Origin of the sequence: Marichromatium bheemlicum (assembly GCF_012276755.1) — a bacterium.
Classification (GTDB): Bacteria; Pseudomonadota; Gammaproteobacteria; order Chromatiales; family Chromatiaceae; genus Marichromatium; species Marichromatium bheemlicum.
This window is the reverse complement of record NZ_JAAXKX010000002.1, coordinates 278,343-300,259: the sequence shown is the minus strand read 5'-3', so window position 1 is coordinate 300,259 and position 21,917 is coordinate 278,343. Positions and strand designations below refer to the sequence as shown.

Here is a 21,917-nt window from a genome sequence, read left to right as displayed (position 1 = left end):
TCAGAACTCGCCGACCGCCGCCCCCTGCATGATGCTCCAGATGGTGTCGCGCACCCGGGTGGCCGATTGCTCTAGCTCGGGGGGCAGACTGGTGCCGCCGTGGATCATCAGGTCGAGGTTCATGCTGTAGAGGTGCAGCCGTCCTGCGGCGTCCTCGACCAGGGCGATGCGACAGGGCATGAAGCCGCTGTACTCGTTGCGGTGCTCGAGCATCTGGCGCCCGACCCGGGCGTCGCAGAAGGAGAGGAAGTTGACATAGCGATAGGGCTCGCCGGTGATCGCCTCGATCTGCTGATAGAAGGGTGACTCGCCGACGAACAGCAGGTTGTTGGAGACGGCCAGGCTCTTGAGCGAGTCGATCACGTCCTCGACCGTCAGTCCCTCCTCGACCGGCACCGACCACATCATCGCCATGCCGGGGTCGCCGGTCGCGAGCAGGCGCTGGCCGAACTCGGCATAGACCCGGGGCGCCTCAGGGTCGAAGGTTGTGATGAGCGGCGCTAGTCGTGCCGCGCCATAGCCGATGGCGAGTGCGCAGAGCACCCCGAAGATGGCGAACAGGTTGCGGGCGAGTTTCATCCGTGATCCCTCCACTGACGCTGATGTACCCCCTGGCGGGGCGGTGCGCGCCGGTGCGCTCGGCACGCGATCGCGCTTGAACGTGGCGGTGGGCCGGGTGCGCTGGTGTCTCGAGGCGCCAGCGCACCCGGGGTATCCCTGCCGCGGCGCGGGGTGTTGTAGGTCGCGCCGCCGGCCTGAGTCAGCCCTGGGTGAGACGCTGCTCGGCCTCGTGGTACTTGGCGGCGGTGCGGTCGATGATCGACTGCGGCAGCTCTGGCCCCGGCGGGGTCTTGTCCCAGTCGAGGGTCTCGAGGTAGTCGCGCACGAATTGCTTGTCGAAGCTCGGCGGGCTGGTGTCGGGACGGTATTCGTCGGCCGGCCAGAAGCGCGAGGAATCGGGGGTGAGTACCTCGTCGATCAGGTGCAGTCGGCCGGCGTCGTCGAGCCCGAACTCGAACTTGGTGTCGGCGATGATGATGCCACGTTCGCGTGCATAGGCCGCACAGCGGGTATAGATGGCGATGGCAGTGTCGCGTACCTGCTCAGCCAGTTCGCGACCGAGCAGATCGACGGTGCGGGCGAAGTCGATGTTCTCGTCGTGATCGCCGATCTCGGCCTTGGTCGAGGGGGTGTAGATTGCCTCCGGGAGCTGGTCGGCCTGACGCAGCCCCTGGGGCAGGGCGATGCCGCACACAGCGCCGCTGGCGCGATAGTCCTTCCAGCCCGAGCCGATCAGGTAGCCGCGCACGATCGCCTCGACCGGCAGCGGCTTGAGACGGCGCACCACCATGGCGCGATCGCCGAGCGCGGCGAGGATCTCGGGGTCGGTGACCACCGCCTCGACCGGGATGTCCGAGAGCTGGTTGGGGATCAGCTCGGCGATGCGTCCGAACCAGAAGTTGGAGACCCGGGTGAGCACCTCGCCCTTGCCGGGGATCGGTTGTGGCAGCACCACGTCGAAGGCAGAGAGCCGGTCGCTGGCGACCACCAACAGGTGATCCTCGCCGACGGCATAGATGTCCCGGACCTTGCCACGGCCGAGCAGCGGGAGTGAGGGGATGTTCGATTCGTAGAGCGCAGGCATGACGGTTGATCCCAGAACGACAAGGCTGAGATTATAACGGTTTACGCCTGGTTCGTGGGCCAGCGGAGACGATCTCCGCCGCCCGTCGGCGTCATCCAGCGCATGTGAGGTCCTTCGATGAACAAACGCGTGATCTCTACCGATCAGGCCCCTCAGGCCATTGGTACCTATTCGCAGGCGGTACGAATCGGCGATACCGTCTATCTTTCGGGTCAGATCCCTTTGATTCCGGAGACCATGGCCCTGGTCGATGGCGATATCGAGGTCCAGGTGCGGCGGGTCTTCGATAACCTCGCGGCGGTCGCCCGTGCCGCCAACGGCACCCTTGCCGATATCGTCAAGCTCAACGTCTTTCTCACCGATCTGGGCCACTTCCCGGTGGTCAACCAGGTGATGAGCGATTACTTCGCCGAGCCCTATCCGGCGCGCGCGGTGGTTGGGGTGGCGGCCCTGCCCAAGGGTGCCGGGGTGGAGATGGATGCGGTGATGAGCCTGAGCGATTGAGCGCGCACCGCCCGGGCGGGCGAATTGTAGTATTCGGCTGATGGCATACCATTGGCGATAGCCGCCCGGGTCTTCCGGGGCGAACGCAGGCCCTCCACGGGCTCTGGTGCGCGGGCATCGGTCATCTCTCAATCTTCACTCAGCCAGGAAGCGGGTCTCCACATGCGTCGTCTCAGTCTCTTTCTCGTGTTCTGCGCGTCGCTGCTGGTCGCCGGCTGCAGTGCCAGTGCCCAGCAACGTGTCGCCCTCGATCCCTTCTCCAGCGCGGCCCTGCCGTTGACTGCCGACGGTGAGCTGGGGGGCGACTTTGCCGCCAGCGCCCCTGCCTCGCGTTTCGTGGTGCGTATGGCCCGGGAGCATGGCTTCGCCCCCGAGGTGATCGCCGGGGTGCTCTCCGAGGCCCAGCGCGAGCAGTGGATCATCGAGCTGATGGACCGTCAGGCGCCACGCGCCTCTCGTTCCCCGAGCGGGGCCTGGACGCGCTATCGCGGCAAGTTCGTGACCGCCGACAATATCGCTGGCGGGGTGCGGTTCTGGCGTGCCCACACCGCACCTCTGGCACGCGCTAGCGCGCGCTACGGCGTGGCCCCGGAGTACATCGTCGCCATCCTCGGGGTGGAGACACGCTATGGCGGTTATGTCGGCACCACCCGGGTGCTCGACGCCCTGGCTACGCTCGCCTTCGCCTATCCACGTCGCGCCGATTACTTTAGCGGTGAACTCGAGGCCTTTCTGCTGATGGCTCGCGAGTCCGGGATCGATCCGCGCGAGCCGCGTGGTTCCTATGCCGGGGCCATGGGGCTCGGTCAGTTCATGCCCACTAGCTTCCAGCGCTATGCGGTCGACTTCGACGACGATGGGGTGCGTGATCTCTGGAACCCGAATGATGCCATCGGCAGCGTCGCCCACTACTTCAAGGCCCATGGTTGGCGCAGCGGCGAACCGGTGGCGGTGCGTGTGTCGGTGCGTTCGGGGCAGGGTGTCGGGGCGCTCAAGACCGGCTTCAGCAGTCGTCATGGTCGTTCCACCCTCAGTGCCCACGGGGTCGACCTCGATGGTGTGCCGGGGCGTGGAGGCTTGAGCCTGCTGTCGCTCGATGCCCGCGGTGGCCCTGAGTATTGGGTAGGCTTCGACAACTTCCGGGTGATCACCCGCTACAACCGCAGTACCTATTACGCGATGGCCGTGCATCAGCTCGCCACCGCGATCCGTGCCCGTCATGGCGCGGCCTTGGCCGGCCGCTGAGTCGGTCTCAGACGCCGTCGAGTGTGAGGGTCAGCCGTCGGTGCTGCGCGCCGGTGCGGTGCTCGTAGAGGTAGACCCCTTGCCAGGTGCCGAGCGCGCAGCGCCCGTCGCTGATCGGGAGGGTGAGGTCCATCTTGGTGAGGATGGCGCGCAGGTGCGCCGGCATGTCGTCCGGACCCTCGGCGGCGTGGGTGTAGACCGGGTCGCCGTCGGGGGCGAGCCGGGCGAGGAAGTGTTCGAGGTCGTGACGCACCGAGGGGTCGGCATTCTCGCACAACAGCAGCGAGGCACTGGTGTGATGCACGAAGACGTGGCAAAGTCCAGTCATGATGCCGCTTTGGCACACCCGTTGCTGTACGGCGTTGGTGATCTCGTAGGTGCCGCGACCCTGGGTCGCGATGCTGAGGCTGTGCTGTTCGATCATCGGCGAGAGGAGGTCGATCTCCGGGGCCAGTGCTGGTGGCGGGGTCGCGGTACCGTACAACGGCGGGCGCCATGACGGGGCCCGCATGGCGATTAGAGCAGATACCAGCGCCTTGATTCAATCCGCACCAGATCGCACGCTTGCCGACACCGAGGCACTCGACCAGATCCCGGTCGAGCGGCTGCATCGGGTCGGCCCTCGTATTGCCGAGCGTCTCGCCCGGCTGGGGATCCATAGTGTCCAGGATCTGCTGCTGCACCTGCCGACCCGCTATCAGGACCGGAGTCGGGCAATACCGCTCGCCGAGCTGCGGGTCGGTCAGGAGGCGTTGGTCGAGGCCGAGATCAGCGAGGCCGGGATCGCCCTCGGGCGCCGGCGCTCGTTCAAGGTGTGGCTCACCGACGGTGGTCTCGGTGCGCTGATGTTGCGCTTTTTCCACTTCTCTAGTCAGCAGGTCACGGCGCTGCACCCGGGGGTACGGCTGTCGTGCTACGGCGAGGTCCGCCAGGGGCCGCGCGGCCTCGAGATGGTGCACCCAGAATATCGCATCCAGGGGGCGGGGCAGGAGGGGCTCGAGCCTGGGCTGACCCCGGTCTATCCCGCGACCGAGGGCCTGAGTCAGGCGTCGCTGCGTGGTCTGACTGAGCAGGCGCTGGTGTTGCTCGAGACCCGTGCCCCGGCCGAGTGTCTGCCGGCGACTGTGCTCGCGCCGTTGGGGTTGCCGACGCTGAGCGAGGCGCTGCGTTATCTCCACCGTCCACCCGCCGAGGCGACGCTAGAGGCGCTGGTCGAGCGCCGTCACCCGAGCTTCCAACGACTGGCCTTCGAAGAGCTGGTGGCACACCAGGTGAGCCTGCGACGCTTGCGCGAGACCCAGGCGGCGCAGACCGCGCCGCCGCTCGTCGGCGACGGCGCGCTGCGCGCGCGCTTGCGCGCGCGCTTGCCGTTCTCACTGACCCCGGCGCAGGAGCGAGTGGTCGGTGAGATCGCTGCCGATCTCGGCCTCGCCCGGCCGATGCATCGGCTGTTGCAGGGGGATGTCGGTGCAGGCAAGACGGTGGTCGCCGCCCTCGCTGCGCTGCAGGCGATCGAGTGCGGACATCAGGCGGTGCTGATGGCCCCCACCGAGCTGCTCGCCGAGCAGCACCATCGTACCCTTGGTGGTTGGCTCGGCGAACTCGGTATCACTACGCTGTGGCTGACTGGTCGTCACAAGGGGCGTGAGCGCGCCGAGCTGCTGGCGCGCATCGCCTCGGGCGAGGCGCGACTGGTGGTCGGCACCCATGCGCTGTTCCAGGACGAGGTGCGCTTCGCCGAGCTGGGGCTGGTGATCATCGACGAGCAGCATCGTTTCGGTGTGCACCAGCGCATGCGGCTGCGTGAAAAGGGTGGGGGAGAGGGCGCGCTAGCCCATCAGCTGATCATGACCGCTACGCCCATCCCGCGTTCGTTGGCGATGACGATGTACGCCGATCTCGACCTCTCGGTGATCGATGCCTTGCCGCCGGGGCGTCAGGCGATCACCACGGTGGCGGTGCCCGATGGTCGTCGTGAGGAGGTGATCGAACGGGTGCGCGAGGCCTGTGCCCAGGGGCGTCAGGCCTACTGGGTCTGCACCCTGATCGAGGAGTCGGAGGTGCTCGAGTGCCAGGCCGCCGAGGAGACCGCGCGCCAGCTCGCCGAGCGGCTCAGCGGGCTGCGCGTGGGGCTGGTGCACGGACGCATCCGTGGCGCCGAGCGCGAGGCGGTGATGGCCGCCTTCGCTGGCGGTGAACTCGACCTACTGGTGGCGACTACGGTGATCGAGGTCGGGGTCGATGTGCCCAATGCCAGTCTGATGATCATCGAGAACCCCGAGCGCTTGGGGCTCGCCCAGCTCCATCAACTCCGGGGCCGGGTCGGGCGCGGTGCGGTCGAGAGCTACTGCCTGCTGCTCTATCGCGCGCCGCTCTCGGCAGTGGCGCGCGAGCGCCTGGGGATCCTGCGCGCCACCAACAGCGGCTTCGAGATCGCCGAGCGCGACCTGGCGTTGCGCGGTGCCGGTGAGGTGCTGGGCACCCGCCAGACCGGGGCGGTGCAGTTCCGTATCGCCGATCCGCTGCGTGACCAGCAACTGCTCTCAGCCGCCCAGCAGGCCGCCGACCGGGTGCTGAGCGAGCATCGGGGTCTGTTCGAGCCGCTGGTACAGCGCTGGCTCGGGGACCGGGTCGACTACGGGCGTGCTTGAGCGCGGGCGTTGGGCGTCTGTCGGTTCGATCGCGTGCGGCTGTGCGATAATCCCCGCACCTGCAGACGATGCCGGGGCCCGTCTGCTGCGGCCACGTCGTCACGATCCCTGACCGTTCCCCCATCCGCCGTGCCGGCGGGCATCGTCGCCAACTTCACGAATCGGGTGAGAGTCGACCTGCGATATGAGTCTTCAAGAGGTAACAGCTAAGGCGCTGCGTCCCGCCTTCTGGCGTGAGCGGTTGCATGAATATCTGCTGCTGGTGCGGTTCAACCGGCCGATCGGCAGCCTGCTGCTGATGTGGCCGGCGCTCTGGGCACTGTGGTTGGCTGGCGCGGGGCAGCCGCCCTGGTCGGTCGTGCTGATCTTTGTGCTCGGGGTGCTGCTGATGCGCTCGGCCGGGTGCGCGATCAACGACTATGCCGATCGCGACTTCGACGGTCATGTGCGGCGGACCAACCAGCGTCCACTGGCCACCGGTCGAGTGAGCGCCGGTGAGGCGCTGGGCGTGTTCATCGCCCTTTGTCTGGCCTCCTTCGGGCTGGTGTTGATGCTCAACTGGCAGACGGTGGCGCTGTCGGTGGTGGCGGTAGTGCTGACCGCGCTCTATCCGTTCATGAAACGCTATACCCATCTGCCACAGCTCTTTCTCGGTGCCGCCTTCGGTTGGGCGATCCCGATGGCCTTCACTGCGGTGACCGGGACCATCCCCTTCTATGCCTGGGTGTTGTTCGTCGCCACCTTGATCTGGGCGCTGATCTACGACACCCAGTACGCCATGGTCGATCGTGATGACGACCTCGAGATCGGGGTGAAGTCCACCGCGATCCTGTTCGGGCGCTGGGACCGTGTCATCATCGGGCTGTTGCAGCTCATCATGCTGGCGCTGTTGCTGTGGGTCGGCACGGTCACCGGGCGCGGTGGCTGGTACCTGCTGGGGTTGGCGGTCGCCGCCGGGCTCGCCCTCTACCAGCAGTGGCTGATCCGCAAGCGTGAGCCTGGCCCCTGCTTCGCCGCCTTCCTCAACAACAACTACTTCGGCATGGCGGTGTTCGTCGGGCTGGTGCTCGACTACGCGCTCGGCTGAGCGTCGTCATCGATCCGTTGCGCGGCTGGGGCGGGGTAGCGCGCCACCACCCAGGCCGGTAGCCGTGCCTCGTGGGCGTGGTAGAGGGCGTCGGACTCGACGATCACCAGTACCAGTACGGTTGCCATCACCGGCAGGATGCCGGTGCCGGCAACCAGTGCCCATACCGCCTCTTGCATCATCCCACCATAGGTGTAGCCGACCCAGCCGAGGGTTGCGCTCGCCACCAACAGCGACAGCATGGTCAGGAAGATGCGGCTGCGCCGCGCGCACACCTGCCAGTGACACATCACGTACCAGGGGTCGCGCCCGCGGGCGCGGCGCGCGCGCCACAGGGTGAAGCCGAGGATGGCAAAGGAGGTCGTCGGGATCAGCGCCAGCAGCCAGGGGAAGCTGCCGGCGATGCCGCCGATGGCGACCGTCATCAGGATGTGGTTACCGATCAGATTGGTGAGAAAGAGTTCGTGCGGTACCTTGGCGCGGCGAAGTTGGTCGGGGCTGACTGCGAATCGCATCTGAGAGGTCTCCGGCTGTCGGGGCGCGTGGCGCGGCTTGCTGGTCATCCGTGCCCGCCGCACACCGGGCAGTCGGGGTCGGGGGGGAGGGTCAGGCTGCGCCACTGCATGCGCAGTGCATCGAGCAGCAGCAGCCGACCGAACAGCGGCTCGCCGAGGCCGGTGAGGATCTTGATCGCCTCGGTGGCCTGGGTGGCGCCGATGATGCCGACCACCGGTCCGAGCACGCCGCGCACCGCGCAGCCCTCCTCCTCGCCGACCTCGCGCGGATAGAGGCACTGGTAGCAGGGGCCGCCGGGACGCCCGGAGAAGGCGCTGACCTGGCCCTCGGTGCCGATCGCCGCGCCCGAGATCAGGGGCACGCCGGCGTTCATGCAGGCGGCGTTGATGGCGAAGCGGGTGGCGAAGTTGTCGCAGGCGTCGATCACCAGGTCGACATCGGCGACTAGCTCGGGCAGCCGGGCGGCGGTGGCGCTGCCCTTGAGTGGCACCAGCTCGACCTCGGGGTTGAGCGCCGCCAGTCGAGTCATCGCCGAGTCGACCTTGGGTTGGCCGACGGTGGTGGTGTCGTGGACGATCTGGCGGTGCAGGTTAGAGAGATCGACGGCGTCAAAGTCGGCCAGGTGGAGCTTGCCGACACCGGCTGCGGCGAGGTACATGGCGATCGGCGAGCCGAGTCCGCCGAGCCCGATCAGCAGCACGCGCGCCTGACGCAGGCGTTGCTGACCGTCCTCGCCGAACCCGGGGAGCAGGATCTGGCGGCTGTAGCGTGGGTCTGGGGTCATGGTACGGCGTGCGGGACAGCCCCGGCGGCGGGTCTGCCTAGAGATAGCGCCGCCAGTGCTCGGGGCGCTGGTCGCGACAGCCGTGCTCGATCAGCGCGTAACGCTTGGCGAACACCTGCTTGAGACAGTTGCCCTTGCACCTGGGATAGCCGAGATTGGCCCGCTGGGTCTCCTCTGTGTAGTCGTAGAGCGCGCGCTTGACCCTAGGGAGCAATCCGTTGTCGAGGTGCAGCCCGAGTTCGGCGAGTGCCTCTTCGATCTCCCGCAGGGTGAGCTGGAGGACATCGTAGCGTATCCGCAGCAGGGTCGGTGAGGAGGTCTCGGTGAGGAGCACCCCCTCGACCTCGGCGAGAAAGGCCGCCGCGGTCGCGGCCTGATCGGGGTTGGGGTGCAACTCCTGGAACGGGATCTCGCGCTCCTTGATACGGTCGGCGTCGACGCTGTCCATATGGCTGCCCAATGCTGGTCGTGGTCGCGGGCATCGACCCGATCGGGGGGGCCGGCCTGCTGCAATGGTGGCGATATAATCGGGCCTGACGGCGGTTGGGGCGGTCGCCTCCGGGCGGTCGACGCTCGGCCCGCTGTCGAAGAGATGGGAGCACATTTGCCGATGTACAACGACAAGGCCGACCTGGAGGTGTGGCTGCGCAGCCTCCTGTTCTTCGTCCTCTACAACCTGATGGGGATCGTCCACAGCCTGCTCGCGCTGCTGCTGGCCCCCTGGATGGACTTCGCGCAGCGCTATCGTTTCGTCAATCTGTGGTCGCGCGCCACCATGTGGCTGTTGCGCCGGCTTAACGGCATCGAGATCGTCGTCGAGGGGCGCGAGCACATCCCCGCCGGTGAGGCGGTGGTGGTGATGGCCAATCACCAGAGCCAGTGGGAGACCTTCTATCTGCAGTTGCTGGTCTCGCCGCAGGCCACGGTGCTCAAACGCGAGCTGCTGTGGGTGCCCTTCTTCGGCTGGGGGCTGGCGCTGCTCAAGCCGATCGCGATCGATCGCGGCCGCCCGGTCAACGCCTTCAAGACCATCCTCAGGATCGGGCGCGAGCGGTTGCGTGCGGGCATCAGCGTGGTGATCTACCCCGAGGGTACGCGTCAGCCGCCGGGGCGGATCGGACGCTTCAACGGGGGGGGCGCCAAGCTCGCCTGCAAGGCGGGGGTGCGGGTGTTGCCGATGGTGCACGATGCCGGTCGTTGCTGGCCGGCGCGTTCGCTGTTGCGTCGTCCCGGGCGCATCCGGCTGATCATCGGGGCGCCGATCGGCTGTGACGACGGTGATCCTGAACGGCTCAACGCGCGGGTCGAGCAGTGGATACGCGAGACTGCGGTGCGGCGGCTGGGGATGGGGGGCGAGGCGCCGGGGCCGCGTTCAGCGGCGCCCGAGCGTGACCCGGTCGAGTCCGGCGAGATCGTTTAGGGTCGCGACCTCGACGAGCCCGGCGGCGTTGAACAGGGTACGCGCCGCGGCCCCCTGGTCGTAACCGTGCTCGACCATCAGCCACCCGCCCGGACGCAGGCAGCGCCGGGCGTCGGCGAGGATGGCGCGAATCGCCGCCAGTCCGTCGGCGCCCGGGGTCAAGGCGTTGCGCGGCTCGAAGCGCAGGTCACCCTGGTCGAGATGGGGGTCGGCGCCGTCGATATAGGGCGGATTGCTGAGGATCAGGTCGCAGCTCCGGGGGGCGATGGTGGCGAGCCAGTCACTGGCGAGCAGGTCGAGGTCGAGTCCCAGACGGTCGCGGTTGGCGCGTGCCACGGCGAGCGCCGCGCTGCTGCGATCGGTAGCGGTGACCCGCCAGTGCGGGCGTTCGCTGGCCACGGCCAGCGCGATCGCGCCGCTGCCGGTACCGAGGTCGAGCACGGAGGCCCTGTCCGCCGGGCCTCGCGCGAGCGCGGTCTCGACCAAGAGTTCGGTCTCTGGGCGTGGGATCAGGGTCGCGGGGGTGACCCGCAGCTCCAGGGTCCAAAATGCCTGGGTGCCGCGGATGTAGGCGATCGGTTCGCCGTCGAGTCGCCGTCCGAGTTGGGCGGCGAAGGCCGTGGCGGTGGCCGGGTCGAGCCGGCGTTCTGGCCAAGCGCGCTGGCTGGTGCGTGACCAGCCGCTGCACTGCTCGAGCAGTAGCTCGGCCTCAAGTCGCGCCGCCGTGCCAGCTGCCTGGGCCAGCGCCGCGGTGGCCCGGGTCAGGCTCTCGTCGGTGCGCTGCTCGATGAAGAGGCCGGGGGAGGGCGGTCGCTCCACCCTCAGGCGCTCATCATCGCGGCGAGCTGTTCGCCACGGTACTCGGTGAGCAGCGGCTCGATGACCTGGTCGAGCGCCCCAGCCATGATCTCGTCGAGCTTGTAGAGGGTCAGGTTGATGCGGTGGTCGGTGACCCGGTTCTGCGGGAAGTTGTAGGTGCGGATGCGCTCGGAGCGATCGCCGCTGCCGACCTGTAACCGGCGGGACTCGGACTGCTCCGTGGCCTGGCTGCTCTGGGCCTCGGCGAGCAGCTTGGCCTGTAGCAGCGACATTGCGCGCGCGCGGTTTTTGTGTTGCGAACGCTCCTCCTGACACTCCACCACGATGCCGCTGGGCAGATGGGTGATGCGGATCGCCGAGTCGGTCTTGTTGACGTGCTGACCGCCGGCGCCGGAGGCGCGATAGGTGTCGATGCGCAGATCGGCGCTGTTGATCTCGATCGAGTCGATCGCCTCGACCTCGGGCAGCACGGCGACGGTACAGGCCGAGGTATGCACCCGGCCCTGCGACTCGGTCTCGGGGACGCGCTGCACACGATGGGCGCCGGGCTCGAACTTGAGTCGAGAGAATACGCCGCTACCGCTGATGCGCAACACCACCTCCTTGTAGCCGCCGAGTTCCCCGGGGCTCTCGGCGATCGGCTCGGCGCGCCAGCCGAGCAATTCGGCATAGCGCATGTACATGCGCATCAGGTCGCCGGCGAACAGTGCCGCTTCGGCCCCGCCGGTCCCCGCGCGGACCTCGAGGAAGGCGTTGCAGCGGTCGTTGGGGTCGGGTGGGATCAGCAGGGTGATGAGTTCGGGTTCGAGCGCCGCGCAGCGTGCCTCGGCCTCGGCCAGCTCCTCGCGGGCGAGCGCGGCCATCTCGGCATCGGCGAGCATCTCGCGGGCCGTGGCGATGTCGTCCTCGGCCTCGAGATAGCGCCGATAGCAGGCCATCAGCGGATCGAGCTGGGCATACTCGCGGCTGAGATCCCGGAAGCGGTTGGGGTCCGCCTGGGTCTCGCCGTCCGCGAGCAGCGCCATGAGTTCGTCGAAGCGATCCGAGATACGCTCCAGCTTGCCCCGGATCGATGGGTTCATGAATTGGCGGTACGGTTGTTGGTGGTATCGAGCTGGAACAGCTCGTTGGCCGCCTCGAGGATCTCCGCGTCACCGTTACGCGCTGCCTGACGCAGCCGCGAGCTGGGGGTGTGCAGCAGCTTGTTGGTGAGGGTATGGGCGAGGAACTTGATGATCTCGGCCGGGGGCTTGCCAGCGTCGAGCTGGCGCAGTGCGCGGGCCAGCACCTCGTCGCGCAGCACCTCGCCACGGTGACGGTAGTCCTGGATCAGGCCGGCGGCATCGAGCGAGCGCAGCCAGGCGAGGAACTCCTCGGTGTGGAAGGCGATGATCTCCTCGGCCTGCTCGGCGGCGGCCTGACGCGAGCGCAGGTTCTCGTCGATGACCTCCTTGAGGTCGTCGATGGTGTAGAGATAGACGTCGTTGAGGTCGGCGACCTCGGGCTCGATGTCACGCGGCACGGCGATGTCGACCATGAACACCGGACGATGCTTGCGCTTCTTGAGCGCGCGTTCCACCGTGCCCTTGCCGAGCACTGGCAGCGGGCTGGCGGTGGAGGCGATGACGATATCGGCATCGGCGAGATGACCGGCGATCTCGGTCAGGGCGATGGCGAAGCCGTCGAACTGGGCGGCGAGTTCGTGTGCGCGCTCGACGGTGCGGTTGGCGACGATGATCCGTCCGACGCCGTTGTTGTGCAGGTGGCGGGCGGCCAGTTCGATGGTCTCGCCGGCGCCGATCAGCAGCGCGGTCTGCTGCGACAGGTCGCTGAAGATCTGGCGCGCGAGGTTGACGGCGGCGAAGGCGACCGAGACCGGGTTGCTGCCGATGGCGGTCTCGGTGCGGACCGTCTTGGCCACCGAGAAGGTGTGCTGGAACAGTCGACCGAGCAGCTTGCCGGTGGTACCGCAGTCCTTGGCGGTCTGGTAGGCGTTCTTGACCTGGCCGAGGATCTGCGGCTCGCCGAGCACCAGCGAATCGAGACCGCTGGAGACGCGCAGCAGATGGGTGACGGCGTCGCGTTCGGCGTAGGCGTAGAGGAAGGGGTCGATGCGCTCGAGTTCGATGCCGTGGAACTGGCTCAGCCAGTGGCGCACGGACAACTCGGCGCCGTCCTCGACGGCACAGTAGAGCTCGGTACGGTTGCAGGTGGAGAGGATCACCCCCTCGCTCACGTCCTGGCATCCGGTCAGGTCACGCAGGGCACCGGCGATGATGTCTGGACCAAACGCCAGCCGTTCGCGGATGTCGACCGGGGCGGTCTTATGGTTGAGTCCGAGAACAAGCAGCTTCATATCGGTATCTGTCTTGGAATTTCGCTCAGCGATAGGAGAGGTCGGGCTGCCGTTATCGGCGCCGGCCCGGCCATGGGGCGTCACGGTCGCATCATCTCTAAGGGCGTTTACGTCCGAGTTCCTGCCACCGATAGACTGCGCATCCAATGGGTGCAAGCAGCAACATAGTAGCAATTTTTGGGCGCTTCGGACCAATGCCGTTGGCCTGGCTCGCGTCGCAAAAAGGAGGGTGGATTGACCTGGCGCAGTCGTCGTCGAGGTTTCTTCCATCGGCGTGGCGGTGTGGTCATCCGGCCGTCAGGGCGGCGCTTGCCGGTTGCGCGCCGCTGGCGCATGTTGATGCACAATAGAGCCGGCCGGCTGCCGCGTGCAAGCGCCCGAGGCGTCGACGCCATGTCCCGCAGTGTCGCGAGACCCCATTTACCAGAGGCCAAGTGCCGGAAGCCCATGTCATCGATCCCTCTCAAGCCCATCCTCGCCAGTCTGCTCGGACTGTCGCTGGTGTGGTTGCAGCCGCGCCCGGCCGCCGCCGGGGCGGACGGCACCACCCCGGATGCCGAGCGGGTGTTTGCCGTACTCGCCGCCGAGATCGCGGTGCAGCGTGGCGAGCTGGTGCGCGCGCACCACTATTACATGCAGGCCGCGATGCTGACGCGTCGTCCACGCTTGGCCGAACTGGCCGTGCGCAGCGCGATCGCCGCCGACGACGATGAGGCCGCTTGGCGCGCGTTGCGATTGTGGCTGGAGCTTGCCCCCACGGCGGAGGCGGCACACCAGGTGGCCGCCTTCCTCAGTCTCCGTGCCGACGACATGGCCGCAGCGCTCACCCATCTGCGCCGGCTCGTCGAGCTGGCCGGTGACGGGATCGCCGAGGCCTATGCCCAGGTGGTCTCGATCGTCGCCCGTGCCCCCGATGTCGAGACCCGGTTGGCGCTGATGCGCGCGCTGGTCGAGGCTTTCCCGGAGAGTGCCGAGGCCCGCCAGTCGCTGGCGATGGTGGCGGCCAGCGCCGGGCGCTTCGAGCTTGCCGCTACGGCGGCGCGACATGCCTTGGGGTTACGCCCGGACTGGAACAAGCCGCGGTTGTTCCTGGTTCGACTGCTGCTCTCGGAGGGGCGGCGTACGGAGGCCCGGGAGCTGATCGAGGACTTCGTCGCCAACAGCCCGGATGATGCCGCCTTGCGCATGCTCTACGGTCAGCTGTTGGTCGATGATCGCGACTACGGGAGTGCGCGCGAGGTGTTCGCGCGACTGCTCGCCAATCAACCTAAGCAGCCCGATGTGCTCTTTGCGCTCGGTATCCTGTCGCTGCAGCTCGATGATCTCGAGGCCGCATGTGGCTACTTCGAGCGGCTCTACGCCACCGGCCAGCGGCGCGATGAGGCGGCCTTCTATCTCGGTCAGGCCGAGGAGCGTGCTGGGCGCGATCGCCAGGCGGCGTCCTGGTACGCGCGGGTGGGGGATGCCAACCACACCGATGCCCAGGTGCGGATCGCGTTGATCGAGGCCCGCGGTGGCGATCTCGCTCGTGCCCGCGAGATCCTGCAGCGGTTGCGTGATCGCGCCCCCGAGGATGCCATCGCGCTGTACATGGTCGAGGCCGAGATCCTCGCCGAGGTCGGGCAGCCGGGACAGGCGATGGCGGTCTATGCTGCGGCCCTCGAGGTCTATCCGGAGGAGCCGAACCTGCTATATGCTCGCGCGCTCTATGCCGTGGAGCGTGATCGACTCGAGCTGGCCGAGCGCGACCTTCGTCAGATCATCGCCAATGATCCCGAGCACGCCGATGCGCTCAATGCACTTGGTTATACCCTCGCCGATCGCACCGAGCGCTATGACGAGGCACGTGGCTACATCGAACGCGCCTACGCGCTCAAGCCCGACGAGCCGGCGATCCTCGACAGCATGGGCTGGGTGCACTACCGCCTCGGCGACTATGACACCGCGCTCGAGTATCTGCAGCGTGCCTTCGCCGCCCTCGATGATGGCGAGATCGCTGCGCACCTGGGCGAGGTGTTGTGGGAGCTGGGGCGCCACGACGAGGCGCAGGCGGTGTGGGCGCGCGCGCTCGAGGCGCATCCAGGGCATGCCTACCTGACGGATGTGATCGAGCGTTATCGCTCTTCACGGACCGCCGCCGATGACAACCAATCGCAGCCAAGAGAATCGCAACCATGATCGATGCAGCCCTCACCGACAACGACGCCTGGACCGCCTGGCCGGCACCGGCCAAGCTCAACCTGATGCTGCGGGTGGTGGGGCGGCGCGCCGATGGCTATCACGAGTTGCAGACGGTGTTCCAGTTCGTCGATCGTTGCGACCGGCTGCATCTCCGGGTGCGCGATGATGGTGCGGTGTGCCGTGCCGGCGAGCTGCCCGGGGTCGCCGCCGAGGCCGATCTCACGGTCCGTGCGGCGCGGGCGCTGCAGATGGCGAGCGACTGCCGGCTCGGGGTCGATATCCGCTGTGAGAAGGTGTTGCCGATGGGTGGCGGGCTCGGCGGTGGTAGCTCGGACGCGGCCACCACCCTGGTGGCGCTGAACGCGCTCTGGGGCACTGGGTTCGACACCGAGGCGTTGGCTCGGCTGGCACTGCCGCTGGGGGCCGATGTGCCGGTGTTCGTGCGTGGTCAGGCCGCCTGGGGCGAGGGGGTCGGCGAGCGGCTCAGCCCCGTTGAGCTGCCCGAGCCCTGGTTCCTGGTGCTGGCGCCGCCCTGCTCGGTGTCGACCCAGGCGGTGTTCACGCATCCGCGATTGACACGCGACTCGAAACCGATCACACTTGCGAACTTTCTAGACGGGGATGTCGTCAACGACTGCCTCCCTGTCGTCCGCGACGAGTATCCAGCGGTTGCCGACGCCCTCGAGTGGTTGTCTCGATGGGGGGAGGCCAGGCTCACCGGGACTGGGGCCTGTGTATTCGCGGCGTTCGCTGAGCGTGATCAGGCGCTCGCTGCCTGGGAGCAGCGACCGGCCGGGATCGACGGCTTTGTGGCGCGTGGCTGCAATCGTTCTCCGCTGCTCGATCGACTCGATGATTTCTCCGGTCAGGTCGAACGGGTCTAGATTAAGGAACTACGCGACTCGTTGTGTCGCATCCGAACATCGTCTTTCATCTTTTGGGGCGTGGCCAAGCGGTTAAGGCACCGGGTTTTGATCCCGGCATCCCCAGGTTCGAATCCTGGCGCCCCAGCCATATCAGCTCTGCAGCCGCGCAGACAGGAAGATGCCAGTGCCCGCCAGCCACATGATGGTCTTCTCCGGGAATGCCAACCCGGAGCTTTCGGCTGAAATCGCAAGTCGCCTCAATCTCCCGTTGGGCAAGGCCGTCGTCGGCCAGTTCAGCGACGGTGAGGTGATGGCCGAGATCCAGGAAAACGTGCGTGGGCGCGACGTCTTCGTCGTCCAGCCGACCTGTGCCCCCACCAACGACCATTTGATGGAGTTGCTGGTGATGGTCGACGCCCTGCGCTGGGCCTCGGCCAAGCGCGTCACCGCGGTGATCCCCTACTTCGGCTATGCCCGCCAGGATCGGCGTCCGCGCTCGGCGCGGGTGCCGATCAGTGCGCGGATGGTCGCGAAGATGATCGGTAAGGTCGGCGCCGACCGCGTGCTGACCGTCGATCTGCACGCCGATCAGATCCAGGGCTTCTTCGACATCCCGGTCGACAACGTCTATGCCTCGCCGATCCTGCTCGGTGACATCTGGCGCCAGAAGTACGACGACCTGATGGTGGTCTCGCCCGACGTTGGTGGTGTGGTGCGTGCTCGTGCCGTGGCCAAGCGTCTCGACGATGCCGACCTGGCGATCATCGACAAGCGCCGACCGCGGGCCAACGAGGCCCAGGTGATGAACATCATCGGTGACGTGCGAGGTCGCTCCTGCGTGATCGTCGACGACCTGGTCGATACCGCCGGTACCCTGTGTCGGGCAGCCGAGGCGCTGAAGAACCATGGTGCCAAGATGGTGGCGGCCTACTGTACCCACCCGGTGCTCTCCGGTCCGGCCATCGACAACATCACCAATTCGGTGCTCGATGAGCTGGTGGTGACCAACACCATCCCGCTGCGCGGGCCGGCGGCGGAGTGCCCAAAGGTGCGCCAGCTCCATATCGGGGAACTGCTTGCCGAGACCATGCGGCGCATCTCGACCGAGGAGTCGGTCAGCTCGCTGTTCGTCGACTAAAACCGCTTGTGTCGTGTCTTGCTCCGGCGAGACGCGCGACCTGGTCACCTGTTCGAGTGACCACCGAGCGCCGGGGTCCTGGTCGCGGGACCCCGGCGTATTTCATTTGAGTCCCTTATCGATTTGGAGAACGCCAATGAGCGTCGATTTCAACGTCATTGCGCAGCCGCGCGAAACCGTGGGGAAGGGTGCGAGCCGCCGCCTGCGTCGCGCCGGCGAGGTGCCCGCTATCGTCTACGGTGGTCACCAGGAACCGCAGATGGTCACCGTCTCCCACAACGAGATGCTCAAGCACCTCGAGCACGAGGCCTTCTACTCGCACGTGCTCAATCTCACCATCGGTGAGGAGACCTCGACCGTGGTGCTCAAGGACCTGCAGCGTCACCCGGCCAAGCCCTTCATCCTGCACGTCGACTTCCAGCGTGTTACCCAGGACGAGCAGCTGCGCATGAGCGTGCCGCTGCACTTCCTTAACGAGGAGGAGTGTGTCGGGGTTAAGGCCGGTGGTCAGATCGCCCGCTCGCTGACCGAGGTCGAGGTGAGCTGCCTGCCTAAGGATCTGCCTGAGTTCGTCGAGGTCGACATGGCCGCGATGGAGATTGGCGCCATCGTTCACCTCTCCGAGCTGGCGCTGCCGGCCGGTGTGGAGCTGGCTCATGCCGCTGCCGGTGACGAGGTGGTGGTCGCGGTCCACGCTGCCCAGGGTGGTGATGCTGACGACGACGCGTCCGAGGAGGGCGCCGAGGAGGCCTGATCGGTCTCCTGTGTCCGGCGGCATCGGGCCGCCGGGCGCATAATCATCCCTCCCTTCCTGTGGTGTCTTCTGCACCCTGCCTGTCCCTTCAGTACGGAAAGCCCTCTAGATGTCGGATGATGGCATTCGCTTGATCGTCGGTCTCGGTAATCCTGGTGCCCAGTACGAGGCAACACGCCATAACGTCGGTTTCTGGTTCGTCGATGCCTTGGCCAGGTCGGCCAATGCGGACTTTCGCCCCGAGAGCCGTTTCCACGGTGCGCTCTGTCGCTGTGTGGTCGGGGGGTACGATCTGCGTCTGCTCAAGCCCTCGACCTATATGAACCACAGTGGCCGCTCGGTGGCGGCGGTGGCGCATTATTTCGATATCCCGACCGAGCGTATCCTGATCGCCCACGACGAACTCGACCTGCCGGTTGGTACGGTGCGACTCAAGCAGGGCGGGGGGCACGCCGGCCACAATGGTTTGCGTGACTCGATCTCGGCCCTCGGGGGGCGGGATTTTTGGCGTCTGCGGATCGGGATCGACCACCCGGGTGATCGTTCGCTGGTCACCGGTTACGTGCTTGGACGGCCCTCCGGCGCTGATCGTCAGGCGATCGATGGGGCCCTGTGCGATGCCGAGCGTGTGCTCGAGCAGCTACTGCAGGGGCGCTTCCAGCAGGTCATGAATCATCTGCACGCGGGGCGTTGAGCCTCGTGGCGTGAGGACCTCGGTCTGCGTTCCTGCCTGCCGATCCACTCCCATCCGATCTCATGCTGCTGGCGTGAGCATTGCCTGTTCTCATGTTGACGATTGTCGGTCTTTGACAAATCGCAACCGTTCCAGCAGCATCCTTTCCTAACCCCTTGATCAGTCGTCGCCCTGCAGGTGTTGCCAGGCTCGGCGTATGCCTGGGTGGCGTGGTCGCGGTACAGGGAGTGCTCCGCTTGTCGAATACATCGTCTCAGCTCGCGCAATGGAGGGGTCGTGGATGGGATCAACGTTTCGAGGGGCCCTGGTGGTGTCCCTGGTGTTGGGGGGTGTGCCGATGCTTGCGTCGGCGACCAATGGTTATTTCGCGCACGGCTGGGGGGCGCGTTCCAAGGCGATGGCGGGGGTCGCGGCTGCGCTCCCTCAGGATACCCTGGCCGCGGCGACCAATCCCGCAGGGATGGCCTTTGTCGGTGAGGGATTCGACCTCGGTGTCGCCTTTTTTCGTCCGTCGCCGCGTGGTTATGTGGCCAATCCCGATTTCACTGTCGATCCGGCCAGTGGTTTTCCGGCCGGTCCTTTCGTCACTCCCGGCGACTATGACAGTGATGCCGACTGGTTCCTGATCCCGAGCTTTGGCTACAACCGTGCGCTCGGTGCCAACGCTACCATCGGGGTCAGCCTTTTCGGCAACGGCGGCATGAACACCCGCTATCGCGATCGTGCGGTGTGGGAGAATTTCGCCGCGGCGCCGGATCAGCTCGCCGGGCCCCCGGGCGCGGGTGAGATCGCCAGTCCGGGTGGCTTGCTGTTCCTGCCGACCAACCCGCCGCAGCCGGTGACCGATCCCGGTGTGCCGCCACCGCCGGCGGGTAACAACGCCAACCCCAGTGGCTATTTCACCGCCACCACTCCAACCGGTGTCGATCTCGAACAGCTGTTCATCGAGATCCCCTACACCTATCGGCTCGCCGCTGGTCGTCAGGCGCTGGGGGTCGCGCCGGTGTTTGCCATCCAGCGCTTCGAGGCCGAGGGGCTTGAGCCCTTCCGGGGCGCTTCGGTCGCGCCGACCCGGGTGACCAACAGGGGTGGGGCGTGGTCCTATGGCGCGGGCCTGCATCTGGGGTGGTACGGACGGGTGGGCGAGCGTCTGGCGCTCGGCGCCTCTTACCGCACCCGGATCTTCATGACCGATCTCGATGACTACGAAGGACTGTTCGCCGGGGGGGGTGAGTTCGACATTCCGGCGATGCTCAATCTTGGTTTGAGCTATCGACCTACACGTGACTTGACCCTGGCGTTCGACTACCAACGCATCTTCTATGGCGACATCGACGCCATCGCCAATTCCAACGCGCGCGATATCTCCGCTTGCTTCATGCCTGGGAAGAAGCCGTCCTACTGTCTCGGTGGCGACGACGGCTTAGGGTTCGGTTGGAAGACCATGGATGTCTTCAAGTTCGGTGCGCGCTATGACGTCGACGAGCGGCTCAGCCTGATGGGTGGGGTGAGCTACAACAGCGACTTCACCGATGGGTCCGAGGCGCTGTTCAATATCCTCACCCCGGCGACCATCCGCTGGCACCTGACGCTGGGGGCGAGCTATCAGGCAAGTGACCGCGATCGCTTTACCCTGGCCGTGTCCTATATGCCGGAGGAGCGGCTCGACGGCGTCAATCCGAGCCTCACCCAGGGGCAGACTGGCGAGCTCTACATGCAACAGCTCGATATCGAGCTCGCCTGGAGTCGACGGTTCTGAGGGCGAGGAGGGCGGCCGCGCCGAGGCGCGACCGCATGGCGAGAGGTCTTAGGCGGGGGTGGCCGGTGCGCGACCGATCGAGAGGTAGGTCAGGCCGGCGGCGGTGACCTGTTGCGGGTCGAGGATGTTGCGTCCGTCGAGTAGCAGTGGCCGGGTTAGGGTGTCGCGGATGAGGCGGAAGTTGGGGCTGCGGAACTGCGCCCATTCGGTGACGATCACCAACGCATCGGCGCCGACGAGCGCGGCATTGGCGTCCTCGGCGAGAAGGAGGTCGGGGCGCTCGCCGTAAATGCGTTGTGCCTCGTCGGCGGCCACCGGGTCGAACGCCTGCACCTTGGCGCCGGCCGCCCACAGCGACTCCATCAGCACCCGGCTCGAGGCCTCGCGCATGTCATCGGTGTTGGGCTTAAAGGCCAGCCCCCAAAGCGCGATGGTGCGTCCGGCAAGGTCGCCGTCGAACTGGGCCTTGAGTTTGTCGAACAGCAACTCCTTCTGGCGGAAGTTGACTGCCTCGACCGCCTGTAGCAGCTGTGGCTCGTAACCGAGTCCGCGCGCGGTGCGCTCGAGCGCACGGACGTCCTTGGGGAAGCAAGAGCCGCCGTAGCCGCAGCCGGGATAGATGAATTGGTAGCCGATCCGAGGGTCGGAGCCGATGCCGACACGCACTTTCTCGATGTCGGCGCCGACGGTCTCGGCGATGTTCGAGAGTTCGTTCATGAAGCTGATCTTGGTCGCCAGCATGGCGTTGGCGGCGTATTTGGTCAGCTCGGCTGAGCGCACGTCCATCACCATCAGTCGATCGCGGCTGCGGTTGAAGGGGGCGTAGAGCGCACGCAGCAGCTCTGCGGTGCGTGGGTTGTCGGTGCCGACAATGATGCGGTCGGGGCGCATGAAGTCCTCGATTGCTGCCCCTTCCTTGAGAAACTCTGGGTTGGAGACGACGTCGAAATCGGCACTTCGGCCGCGCTCGCTGAGGGCAGCGCGCACGGTGTCGGCGACCTTGTCGGCGGTGCCGACGGGGACGGTCGATTTGTCGACCAGGATGCGGTAGCCGTCCATGTGCTGACCAATGGTGCGCGCGACCGAGAGCACATATTGCAAGTCGGCCGAACCGTCCTCGTCGGGCGGGGTGCCGACGGCGATGAACTGGAATAGCCCGTGCTTGACCCCGGCCTCGGCGTCGGTCGAGAAGTGCAGGCGGCCGGCCTCGCGATTGTTGCGGATGAGTTCGTCGAGCCCGGGTTCATAGATCGGCACCCCGCCGCTGTTGAGTAGATCGATCTTGTCAGGGTCGACATCGATGCAGAGCACGTCATTGCCCACCTCGGCGAGGCAAGCGCCAGTGACCAGGCCGACATAGCCGCTGCCGAAAATCGTTACTTCCATCAGGAGACCTCCGAGTCTGAGTGAATTGATATGAGATGGATTGGGTTGCGTACGGGGGCATGAAGAGAGTATCTTAGGGGACTACTCCGGCGCTGACGAAGGGACGACCTTG

21 protein-coding genes and 1 tRNA gene are annotated in these 21,917 nt (G+C 66.6%); 12 read left to right on the top strand and 10 right to left on the bottom strand.

What is annotated here, in order from left to right; translation table 11 throughout:
• The gene (locus HF203_RS03015; protein ID WP_168666433.1) at window positions 1-579 is read right to left on the bottom strand and encodes a DUF302 domain-containing protein; all 579 of its coding nucleotides are present in this window, start codon (window positions 577-579) and stop codon (window positions 1-3) included.
• Between the two features lie 181 nt (window positions 580-760).
• The gene (locus tag HF203_RS03010; protein ID WP_168666431.1) at window positions 761-1,645 is read right to left on the bottom strand and encodes a phosphoribosylaminoimidazolesuccinocarboxamide synthase; all 885 of its coding nucleotides are present in this window, start codon (window positions 1,643-1,645) and stop codon (window positions 761-763) included.
• A 117-nt stretch (window positions 1,646-1,762) separates the two neighbouring features.
• Between HF203_RS03010 and HF203_RS03005 the strand changes: the two genes are divergently transcribed.
• Window positions 1,763-2,149, top strand: a complete 387-nt coding sequence (locus HF203_RS03005) for a RidA family protein (protein WP_168666429.1) — start codon at window positions 1,763-1,765, stop codon at window positions 2,147-2,149.
• Window positions 2,150-2,311: 162 nt separating this feature from the next.
• On the top strand, window positions 2,312-3,394 hold the full coding sequence (gene mltB / locus HF203_RS03000; protein ID WP_168666427.1) for a lytic murein transglycosylase B: 1,083 nt from the start codon (window positions 2,312-2,314) through the stop codon (window positions 3,392-3,394).
• Between the two features lie 7 nt (window positions 3,395-3,401).
• Here the strand turns inward: mltB and HF203_RS02995 are convergent, their stop codons facing one another.
• Entirely contained in the window at window positions 3,402-3,818 is a 417-nt protein-coding gene (locus HF203_RS02995; RefSeq protein ID WP_168666526.1) for a secondary thiamine-phosphate synthase enzyme YjbQ, read from the bottom strand.
• 85 nt (window positions 3,819-3,903) lie between these two features.
• On the opposite strand from HF203_RS02995, the gene recG reads away from it, so the two are divergent.
• Together recG and ubiA are read left to right on the top strand one after the other, a co-directional pair.
• Window positions 3,904-6,045: an ATP-dependent DNA helicase RecG gene (gene recG, locus HF203_RS02990; protein WP_246221618.1), complete on the top strand. Its 2,142-nt coding sequence runs from the start codon at window positions 3,904-3,906 to the stop codon at window positions 6,043-6,045.
• Window positions 6,046-6,229: 184 nt separating this feature from the next.
• Window positions 6,230-7,132, top strand: a complete 903-nt coding sequence (gene ubiA, locus HF203_RS02985) for a 4-hydroxybenzoate octaprenyltransferase (protein ID WP_168666425.1) — start codon at window positions 6,230-6,232, stop codon at window positions 7,130-7,132.
• On the opposite strand, the gene HF203_RS02980 is transcribed toward ubiA, so the two are convergent.
• The 3 genes from HF203_RS02980 to HF203_RS02970 are packed head-to-tail and all read right to left on the bottom strand — an operon-like array spanning window position 7,117 to window position 8,880.
• Window positions 7,117-7,647 (bottom strand): hypothetical protein, encoded by a 531-nt coding sequence (locus HF203_RS02980; RefSeq protein WP_168666423.1) that lies wholly within the window; start codon window positions 7,645-7,647, stop codon window positions 7,117-7,119. The genes ubiA and HF203_RS02980 overlap by 16 nt on opposite strands.
• Before the next feature lie 44 nt (window positions 7,648-7,691).
• Window positions 7,692-8,432 carry a HesA/MoeB/ThiF family protein gene (locus HF203_RS02975; RefSeq protein WP_168666421.1) on the bottom strand — a complete coding sequence of 247 codons (741 nt, stop codon included), beginning with the start codon at window positions 8,430-8,432 and terminating at the stop codon, window positions 7,692-7,694.
• A gap of 37 nt (window positions 8,433-8,469) precedes the next feature.
• The gene (locus tag HF203_RS02970) at window positions 8,470-8,880 is read right to left on the bottom strand and encodes a hypothetical protein (protein ID WP_168666419.1); all 411 of its coding nucleotides are present in this window, start codon (window positions 8,878-8,880) and stop codon (window positions 8,470-8,472) included.
• Between the two features lie 162 nt (window positions 8,881-9,042).
• Here HF203_RS02970 and HF203_RS02965 point away from each other — a divergent pair, with 162 nt between their 5' ends.
• A complete protein-coding gene (locus tag HF203_RS02965) occupies window positions 9,043-9,852 on the top strand; it encodes a lysophospholipid acyltransferase family protein (RefSeq protein ID WP_168666417.1) in 810 nt (269 codons plus the stop codon).
• Here HF203_RS02965 and prmC read toward each other — a convergent pair.
• From prmC to hemA, 3 genes are read right to left on the bottom strand one after another with little or no spacing between them, the layout of a single operon-like run.
• Window positions 9,805-10,671: a peptide chain release factor N(5)-glutamine methyltransferase gene (gene prmC / locus HF203_RS02960; protein WP_168666415.1), complete on the bottom strand. Its 867-nt coding sequence runs from the start codon at window positions 10,669-10,671 to the stop codon at window positions 9,805-9,807. The genes HF203_RS02965 and prmC overlap by 48 nt on opposite strands.
• A 2-nt stretch (window positions 10,672-10,673) precedes the next feature.
• Window positions 10,674-11,753: a peptide chain release factor 1 gene (gene prfA, locus HF203_RS02955; protein WP_168666413.1), complete on the bottom strand. Its 1,080-nt coding sequence runs from the start codon at window positions 11,751-11,753 to the stop codon at window positions 10,674-10,676.
• Window positions 11,750-13,027, bottom strand: a complete 1,278-nt coding sequence (gene hemA, locus HF203_RS02950; protein WP_168666410.1) for a glutamyl-tRNA reductase — start codon at window positions 13,025-13,027, stop codon at window positions 11,750-11,752. Before hemA ends, prfA begins: the two co-directional genes overlap by 4 nt.
• A gap of 447 nt (window positions 13,028-13,474) precedes the next feature.
• Here hemA and HF203_RS02945 point away from each other — a divergent pair, with 447 nt between their 5' ends.
• The 7 genes from HF203_RS02945 (at window position 13,475) to HF203_RS02915 (ending at window position 20,419) form a co-directional block, all read left to right on the top strand.
• Window positions 13,475-15,205 (top strand): tetratricopeptide repeat protein, encoded by a 1,731-nt coding sequence (locus HF203_RS02945; protein ID WP_168666408.1) that lies wholly within the window; start codon window positions 13,475-13,477, stop codon window positions 15,203-15,205.
• Window positions 15,202-16,092: a 4-(cytidine 5'-diphospho)-2-C-methyl-D-erythritol kinase gene (ispE, locus tag HF203_RS02940; protein ID WP_168666406.1), complete on the top strand. Its 891-nt coding sequence runs from the start codon at window positions 15,202-15,204 to the stop codon at window positions 16,090-16,092. The genes HF203_RS02945 and ispE overlap by 4 nt, the downstream gene beginning before the upstream one ends.
• Window positions 16,093-16,146: 54 nt before the next feature.
• Window positions 16,147-16,222, top strand: a tRNA-Gln gene (locus tag HF203_RS02935).
• 36 nt (window positions 16,223-16,258) lie between these two features.
• Complete coding sequence (locus HF203_RS02930) at window positions 16,259-17,212, top strand: ribose-phosphate diphosphokinase (protein WP_168666404.1); 954 nt, start codon at window positions 16,259-16,261, stop codon at window positions 17,210-17,212.
• A 136-nt stretch (window positions 17,213-17,348) separates the two neighbouring features.
• Window positions 17,349-17,966: a 50S ribosomal protein L25/general stress protein Ctc gene (locus HF203_RS02925; RefSeq protein WP_168666403.1), complete on the top strand. Its 618-nt coding sequence runs from the start codon at window positions 17,349-17,351 to the stop codon at window positions 17,964-17,966.
• A 109-nt stretch (window positions 17,967-18,075) separates the two neighbouring features.
• The gene (pth, locus tag HF203_RS02920; RefSeq protein WP_168666401.1) at window positions 18,076-18,660 is read left to right on the top strand and encodes an aminoacyl-tRNA hydrolase; all 585 of its coding nucleotides are present in this window, start codon (window positions 18,076-18,078) and stop codon (window positions 18,658-18,660) included.
• Window positions 18,661-18,997: 337 nt separating this feature from the next.
• Entirely contained in the window at window positions 18,998-20,419 is a 1,422-nt protein-coding gene (locus HF203_RS02915; protein WP_246221632.1) for an OmpP1/FadL family transporter, read from the top strand.
• A 48-nt stretch (window positions 20,420-20,467) separates the two neighbouring features.
• On the opposite strand, the gene HF203_RS02910 is transcribed toward HF203_RS02915, so the two are convergent.
• Window positions 20,468-21,805 (bottom strand): UDP-glucose dehydrogenase family protein, encoded by a 1,338-nt coding sequence (locus HF203_RS02910; protein ID WP_168666397.1) that lies wholly within the window; start codon window positions 21,803-21,805, stop codon window positions 20,468-20,470.
• Between the last annotated feature and the right edge of the window lie 112 nt (window positions 21,806-21,917).

Coding starts and splice junctions, on each gene's coding strand:
- HF203_RS03015 (WP_168666433.1), bottom strand. CDS start 579: ATGAAACTCGCCCGCAACCTGTTCGCCATCTTCGGGGTGCTCTGCGCA.
- HF203_RS03010 (WP_168666431.1), bottom strand. CDS start 1,645: ATGCCTGCGCTCTACGAATCGAACATCCCCTCACTCCCGCTGCTCGGC.
- HF203_RS03005 (WP_168666429.1), top strand. CDS start 1,763: ATGAACAAACGCGTGATCTCTACCGATCAGGCCCCTCAGGCCATTGGT.
- mltB (WP_168666427.1), top strand. CDS start 2,312: ATGCGTCGTCTCAGTCTCTTTCTCGTGTTCTGCGCGTCGCTGCTGGTC.
- HF203_RS02995 (WP_168666526.1), bottom strand. CDS start 3,818: ATGATCGAACAGCACAGCCTCAGCATCGCGACCCAGGGTCGCGGCACC.
- recG (WP_246221618.1), top strand. CDS start 3,904: ATGGCGATTAGAGCAGATACCAGCGCCTTGATTCAATCCGCACCAGAT.
- ubiA (WP_168666425.1), top strand. CDS start 6,230: ATGAGTCTTCAAGAGGTAACAGCTAAGGCGCTGCGTCCCGCCTTCTGG.
- HF203_RS02980 (WP_168666423.1), bottom strand. CDS start 7,647: ATGCGATTCGCAGTCAGCCCCGACCAACTTCGCCGCGCCAAGGTACCG.
- HF203_RS02975 (WP_168666421.1), bottom strand. CDS start 8,432: ATGACCCCAGACCCACGCTACAGCCGCCAGATCCTGCTCCCCGGGTTC.
- HF203_RS02970 (WP_168666419.1), bottom strand. CDS start 8,880: ATGGACAGCGTCGACGCCGACCGTATCAAGGAGCGCGAGATCCCGTTC.
- HF203_RS02965 (WP_168666417.1), top strand. CDS start 9,043: ATGTACAACGACAAGGCCGACCTGGAGGTGTGGCTGCGCAGCCTCCTG.
- prfA (WP_168666413.1), bottom strand. CDS start 11,753: ATGAACCCATCGATCCGGGGCAAGCTGGAGCGTATCTCGGATCGCTTC.
- hemA (WP_168666410.1), bottom strand. CDS start 13,027: ATGAAGCTGCTTGTTCTCGGACTCAACCATAAGACCGCCCCGGTCGAC.
- HF203_RS02945 (WP_168666408.1), top strand. CDS start 13,475: ATGTCATCGATCCCTCTCAAGCCCATCCTCGCCAGTCTGCTCGGACTG.
- ispE (WP_168666406.1), top strand. CDS start 15,202: ATGATCGATGCAGCCCTCACCGACAACGACGCCTGGACCGCCTGGCCG.
- HF203_RS02925 (WP_168666403.1), top strand. CDS start 17,349: ATGAGCGTCGATTTCAACGTCATTGCGCAGCCGCGCGAAACCGTGGGG.
- pth (WP_168666401.1), top strand. CDS start 18,076: ATGTCGGATGATGGCATTCGCTTGATCGTCGGTCTCGGTAATCCTGGT.
- HF203_RS02915 (WP_246221632.1), top strand. CDS start 18,998: ATGCTTGCGTCGGCGACCAATGGTTATTTCGCGCACGGCTGGGGGGCG.
- HF203_RS02910 (WP_168666397.1), bottom strand. CDS start 21,805: ATGGAAGTAACGATTTTCGGCAGCGGCTATGTCGGCCTGGTCACTGGC.